The organism is uncultured Ruthenibacterium sp., assembly GCF_963558415.1.
Classification (GTDB): Bacteria; Bacillota; Clostridia; order Oscillospirales; family Ruminococcaceae; genus Ruthenibacterium.
The window spans coordinates 1-6,095 of record NZ_CAUWGY010000112.1; the positions used below are offsets into that span (position 1 = coordinate 1).

Annotated in this window: 5 protein-coding genes; 2 read left to right on the forward strand and 3 right to left on the reverse strand. The window is 41.3% G+C overall.

What is annotated here, in order from left to right:
• Positions 1-51 precede the first annotated feature (51 nt).
• Positions 52-678 carry a redox-sensing transcriptional repressor Rex gene (locus AB5H98_RS12390; protein ID WP_367926209.1) on the forward strand — a complete coding sequence of 209 codons (627 nt, stop codon included), beginning with the start codon at positions 52-54 and terminating at the stop codon, positions 676-678.
• Positions 679-727: 49 nt separating this feature from the next.
• On the opposite strand, the gene AB5H98_RS12395 is transcribed toward AB5H98_RS12390, so the two are convergent.
• Both AB5H98_RS12395 and AB5H98_RS12400 read right to left on the reverse strand, forming a co-directional pair.
• The gene (locus AB5H98_RS12395) at positions 728-991 is read right to left on the reverse strand and encodes a metal-sensing transcriptional repressor (RefSeq protein WP_367926205.1); all 264 of its coding nucleotides are present in this window, start codon (positions 989-991) and stop codon (positions 728-730) included.
• A gap of 1 nt (position 992) precedes the next feature.
• The gene (locus tag AB5H98_RS12400) at positions 993-3,527 is read right to left on the reverse strand and encodes a heavy metal translocating P-type ATPase (RefSeq protein ID WP_367926206.1); all 2,535 of its coding nucleotides are present in this window, start codon (positions 3,525-3,527) and stop codon (positions 993-995) included.
• Between the two features lie 173 nt (positions 3,528-3,700).
• On the opposite strand from AB5H98_RS12400, the gene rocF reads away from it, so the two are divergent.
• The gene (gene rocF, locus AB5H98_RS12405) at positions 3,701-4,594 is read left to right on the forward strand and encodes an arginase (RefSeq protein WP_367926207.1); all 894 of its coding nucleotides are present in this window, start codon (positions 3,701-3,703) and stop codon (positions 4,592-4,594) included.
• Positions 4,595-4,639: 45 nt separating this feature from the next.
• Here the strand turns inward: rocF and fsa are convergent, their stop codons facing one another.
• Positions 4,640-5,293, reverse strand: coding sequence for a fructose-6-phosphate aldolase (gene fsa / locus AB5H98_RS12410; protein ID WP_367926208.1), 654 nt, complete (start codon positions 5,291-5,293; stop codon positions 4,640-4,642).
• Positions 5,294-6,095 lie beyond the last annotated feature (802 nt).

Sequence of the window (6,095 nt, forward strand, 5' to 3'; positions counted from 1 at the left end):
GATGAATCCCAAGGTAAAAAATCCAAACAAAAGGTCGGGTGTATCCAAACCATGCAGAGCAAAGTTTCCCTGCCGGTGATTAAGCGTTTACCAAAATACTATCGATATCTTTCTGATATGCATAAAAATGGTGTCGTAAAGGTATCCTCCAGCGAGCTAGCTAAAATTATGGGAACAACTGCTTCTCAGGTCCGACAGGATTTTAACTGTTTTGGAGGATTTGGTCAGCAAGGAATTGGTTATCATGTAGATGTTTTGTTGCACGAAATAACTAATCTGCTGTTTAGTGAGAAGAAATTAGAAACAATATTAATCGGCACCGGACGCCTGGGACGTGCAATCTCTGGATATTTGACTGCCGAGGCAAAAGGCTATCAGTTGATTGGCGCTTTTGATAAAAATCCGGCAGAAATTGGTGGCCAACTTTCTGGCGTTGAAATTCTGGATATTGCGGATCTAGAAACGTTTTGTGAACAGCATCACCCAGAGGTTGCGGTTCTTTGTATTCCACGTCAAAGCGCCCAGGAGCTTGCTCCTACGCTTGTCGCCATGGGAATCAAAGGATATTGGAATTTCAGCCATTATGATTTGTCTGTTGTATACGATGGAATCACGGTTGAAAATGTCCATTTGGGTGATAGTTTGATGAGCTTAGGCTATCGCGTTCGCAACGATTAGTCGAAAAATAAATCCCCCGTACATTTTGTACGGGGGATTTATTTTTTGATCATCGACTTAGCTTTTCAAGTAAAGCAATCACTTCGTCTATTTTTTCCTCTGCGCCGCCCTGTTCAAAAGCTTCTTTTACGCAGCCATTCATATGAGCTTTCAGAATTTCGCGATTTACTTTTGATAAGATAGACTGAGTTGCCAAAATTTGATTGGAGATTTCCATACAATAGCGATCTTCTTCTACCATGGATAAAATACCGTCTAATTGCCCGCGTGCTGTTTTTAGTAAACGTGTAACTTTTTGATGATCTGCTTTCATATTAGTTTACCCCAGTAACCGTATAGCCTGCAGCAGCGATTGCATCCTTTAATTGCTGCACCGTAACGGATTCATCCAAACTACAAACCGCCTGTTTCTCCTCCAGGCTTACTTGTGCGGTGACTCCCGGAATTTGATTCAAGGCCTGTGTAACATGAGCGACACAATGTTGACACATCATTCCATCAATTTGAATTTTTACTGTTTTCATAGAGACTTCCTCCTTTTTATTTTTCAAAAATGGTACTGTAACAGACGTAGAATAGGATTTAAATCTTCTTAACCGTAAAGCATTCGAAACAACACACACACTTGATAAACTCATAGCTGCCGCCCCAAACATAGGACTTAATTTAATCCCAAAAATAGGAAAGAAAAGACCTGCAGCCAATGGAATTCCCACACTATTATAGAAAAACGCCCAAAACAAATTCTCTTTTATATTTCGGATAACGGCTTTCGATAACCGAATCGCAGTAACTACATCTCTTAAATCATTTTTCATTAAAACAATATCTGCACTCTCGATTGCAACATCCGTTCCCGCTCCAATTGCAATTCCAACGTCTGCACGGGCCAGCGCAGGAGCATCATTCACTCCGTCCCCTACCATAGCAACTCTTTTTCCATTTTTTTGCAATAACGCAATCTGCTGCTCTTTTTCCTGGGGCAGGACTTCTGCCACCAAGTGTTCAATACCTACCTGTTTCTGAATTGCCGTCGCGGTTCGCCGATTATCACCCGTGAGCATAGTCACTTCAATTCCCATCTTGTGTAGAGCATCGATTGCTTCACGACTGGTTTCTTTCACTTCATCCGCCACCGCAATGATTCCTGCTAGTCCTTGATTTCGGCTAGCAAAGAGTAACGGCGTTTTTCCATCCTCGGCCAAATCGTTAAGAATGCTTCTCACCGAGTCAGGAATTTTAATTTCCTGATCGTTCATTAGTTTTTCATTGCCCGCAAACCACATTTGGCCATTTAAAACGGCACGAACCCCTTTTCCAAAAAGCGCCGAAAAATCTTCAACGTCGGTCAGCTCTACCTTTTCTTTTTCTGCTCGCTCAACAATTGCTTGTGCTAGTGGATGTTCGCTTCGTTTCTCAATGCTAGCGGCTATTTGTAAAAATGCCATCTCAGAAAATCCTTGTAAAGGAAAAATATCTGTTACTACGGGCTGTCCTTGTGTAATTGTGCCCGTTTTATCTAAAACAACCGCATTGATATCATGTGCCGTCTGAAGCGCTTCTCCCGATTTTATAAGAATTCCATTCTCCGCTCCTTTTCCCGTTCCTACCATAATCGCGACAGGTGTCGCTAATCCAAGTGCACAAGGACACGACACCACCAATACAGCAATTCCAACGGAAATCGAAAATTCTACACTTTGGCCAACCCACAACCAAACAAGAGTAGCAGCTAGCGCAATTGTAATCACGATTGGAACAAATATCCCGGAAATCTGATCCGCTAACTTTGCAATAGGGGCTTTGCTTGCACTAGCATCTTCCACCAAACGAATAATTTGCGCTAACGTTGTGTCCTGCCCCACTTTGGTTGCCCGAAATTTAAAAAAGCCTGTTTTATTCAAAGTTGCGGATAAAACTGTACTTCCAACCGTTTTCTCTACAGGTATGCTCTCACCTGTAATCGCCGCTTCGTCGATATGTGTATCCCCTTCTATAATAACGCCATCGACTGGAACACTTTGCCCTGGCTTAACCAAAATAATGTCTCCTACAATCAGTTGCTCCACAGGAATTACTTTTTCCTGTCCATTGCGTTCCACCGTAGCAGTTTTTGGGGTTAAATCCATGAGTCTGGCAATGGCTTCACTGGTTTTCCCCTTACTCTTTGTTTCAAGATATTTACCTAAAGTAATCAACGTCAAAATCATTGCCGCTGACTCAAAATAGAGATCCATGTGATACTGCTCAACCAGCGCTCGATTTCCTGTTCCCAATCCATATCCCATGCGCATAATCGCAAACACTCCATAAACAAGAGCTGCCGTAGAGCCAATTGCAATTAGGCTATCCATATTGGGATTTCCATGAAATAACGTTTTAAATCCTGTCTGATAATATTTTCTATTGACATATACAACCGGAAGCGTCAATAAAAATTGCGTCATTGCAAACGCAATAGAATTCTCATAACCAAGCAGAAAACTCGGAAGAGGAAGCCCTATCATATGGCCCATCGCAATATACATAAGAGGCACTAAAAACGCAAATGAAACACACAATCTTAATTGCATCTGCTCTATCTGCCTTTTGGTCTTTTCACGAGGAGACTTTTCAGTTTTCTGTTGATTGTCTTGCTGACCTACAGGAATTGCACTATATCCCGCCGCCGCAATTGCATCCACAATTGCACTACTCGCAATCGGCGTCTCGCTTTCAACCACCATACTATTTGTTAATAAATTGACGTTAACATCACACACTCCTGAAACTGCGCGTGCTGCTTTTTCGACATGTGCACTGCAAGCAGAACATGTCATACCGATGATATCATATTTCTGTTTTACCATAACACCGCTCCTCTATCACCCCCACGGGGTATGGGTATAGTATTATTATACTCCCTTTGTAGTATTTGTCAATCCCATCCAATGTCAATCGCAGCTTACCCTCATTTATTGAAAAAAAGTACGATTATATGGTATATTAATATTGATATAAGCGTATAGAAAGGAGTTCAGGTATGACAAAAAGGAACGTGGATCTGGTGGGTGTACAAATGGACCTGGGTGCTTCTAAACGCGGGGTAAACATGGGACCCGCAGCGATTCGATATGCCGGTGTATGCGAAGGGATCGAAAAACTTGGGTACTCTCTCCGTGATAAAGGAGATTTACTTTGCCTTCCTTCAGGCGCGGGAACTGAGCGTTTGCGCAATTGTGAGCAGGTCGTTGACATTAACCGCCGTCTTTACACAACCACGCTAGAAAGCTTACAAAATAACGCTCTTCCACTCATATTGGGTGGAGATCACAGTATTGCCGCTGGAAGCATCTCTGCGGTTTCAAAACATTACGGTAAGATCGGAATTATTTGGATTGACGCTCACGGCGATTGGAATAACGAAGAAAGCACGGAAAGCGGTAATATGCATGGTATGCCTTTTTCCGCGGTCTGCGGTTGGGGTCCAGATCAAATGGTTAACTTTGGACAAAATCCTGTGTATGTGGACCCACACCACTGTGTTCAAATTGGCGGAAGAGATATTGATACTGAGGAACGTATCCGAATGAAGGATGCAGGTGTTACTGTTTTCCCTATTAATGAAATCGATAAACAAGGAATGTGTTCTGTGATTGAACAGGCTATTCAAATTGCCGGAACCGACACTGTTGGTTTTCACCTAAGCTTCGATATAGATGCAATCACTCCGGAAGCCGCCCCTGGTACAGGAACCGTCGTGCACAGCGGTCTTACTGTGCGTGAAGCTTTTCTTGCGGTGGAAACCATTTCGGAAAGTGGAAAAATGCTTTCTATGGATATGGTAGAGGTAAATCCAATCTTGGATATTCGAAATAAAACTGGAATTCTAGCTTCTGAACTAATTTTATCTGCTCTTGGAAAAGTCGTCTTTTAAATAAAAAAAACACCGCATAAAGCGGTGTTTTTTTTATTTAAATGATTATTCTCCGAAAACAGCTTTATAGTCAGCCTGGAACTTCTCAATACCAGCATCTGTCAGAGGATGCTTGACCATCTGCTCAATCACCTTATAAGGCACAGTAGCAATGTCCGCACCCGCCAAAGCGCAATCTGTTACATGGATAGGATTACGGACAGAAGCTGCAATAATTTCAGTCTCAAATCCATAGATGTCAAAAATATCCGCAATTGTACGAATCAAATCAATGCCCGGAGTAGAAATATCATCCAAGCGGCCCAGGAACGGGCTAACATAAGTAGCACCAGCACGAGCAGCCAACAAAGCCTGGTTAGCAGAGAAAATCAATGTGCAGTTTGTCTTAATGCCCTCAGAGCTCAACACTTTAATTGCTTTCAGGCCTTCAACCGTCATAGGGATTTTCACAACCATATTGGGATGCAATTTTGCAATTTCGCGGCCCTCTGCAATCATGCCCTCAGCATCAACTGTAGTAGCCTTTACTTCGCCAGAAATCGGGCCATCGACAATATCTGTGATCTCTTTAAGAACCTCTTTAAAATCACGGCCTTCCTTAGCAATCAGGCTCGGGTTTGTGGTAACGCCACAAATAACACCCATGTCATTTGCTTTGCGAATATCATCTACATTCGCAGTGTCAATAAAAAATTTCATCGCTCAACGCTTCCTTTCCTGATTCTCCATGAAAAAGTGTATGATTACTTTTTCGGCTTTTTCACTCATCTCAGTTAGTATAATCAACCGGAAACAAAAAGTCAATAAATTCTAAAAAAAGTAGGACAACAACCAAAAATAAAAGCGAATTTTTAGGCAATAGTTCAAAAAAATCACTGCATTATTCTGAAGCTTTATAATAATAGGATAAATTTGTCGTATTAAATCTATGTGATTTGTCTTACTTTTTAATTTCATCGTATTGAATTGTCTGCTCTTTAGTAGTCGTATTTTACACTATAAAACCTTTAAAAATTACCTATAATAATTATCACTTTTTCATATTACTGTCTAGGAATCAGATTGGTCTTCACATAAATACTGCTAAATTCTGAGACAACTGCCTCCAAAATGAGATTTGGACACCGAGCGCCTGATCCGATTCACAATCACTAAGGTTGTACTCTATTGTGTCCATATGAAGTGTTTTATAAGTTACATATGATTAGCATCCTTGAACAAACCATCAAATTTAATGAGCTTATTGCCATTAGCACCTAATCCGATAAAGCAGCTCTTTTGAGTAACGTGGATTGCAATGAATTGGTAGAATGGTTGTATATCCTTGTCTCTCAAAAGCAAGAACGTCATTTCCGGCAGTCTAAAACTTTTCTAGAGAATTGTAGACATTTCAAAATGTATAAACTAAATGGAGTGGAGAAAGCATTGGTGAGTCCTTCCCACAACAGGGCCAGTTAGCAGAAATTGCCAAGAGAAGGGGCAGAAGTTTCGATTTTAAAGT

Coding starts and splice junctions, on each gene's coding strand:
- AB5H98_RS12395 (WP_367926205.1), bottom strand. CDS start 991: ATGAAAGCAGATCATCAAAAAGTTACACGTTTACTAAAAACAGCACGC.
- AB5H98_RS12400 (WP_367926206.1), bottom strand. CDS start 3,527: ATGGTAAAACAGAAATATGATATCATCGGTATGACATGTTCTGCTTGC.
- rocF (WP_367926207.1), top strand. CDS start 3,701: ATGACAAAAAGGAACGTGGATCTGGTGGGTGTACAAATGGACCTGGGT.
- fsa (WP_367926208.1), bottom strand. CDS start 5,293: ATGAAATTTTTTATTGACACTGCGAATGTAGATGATATTCGCAAAGCA.
- AB5H98_RS12390 (WP_367926209.1), top strand. CDS start 52: ATGCAGAGCAAAGTTTCCCTGCCGGTGATTAAGCGTTTACCAAAATAC.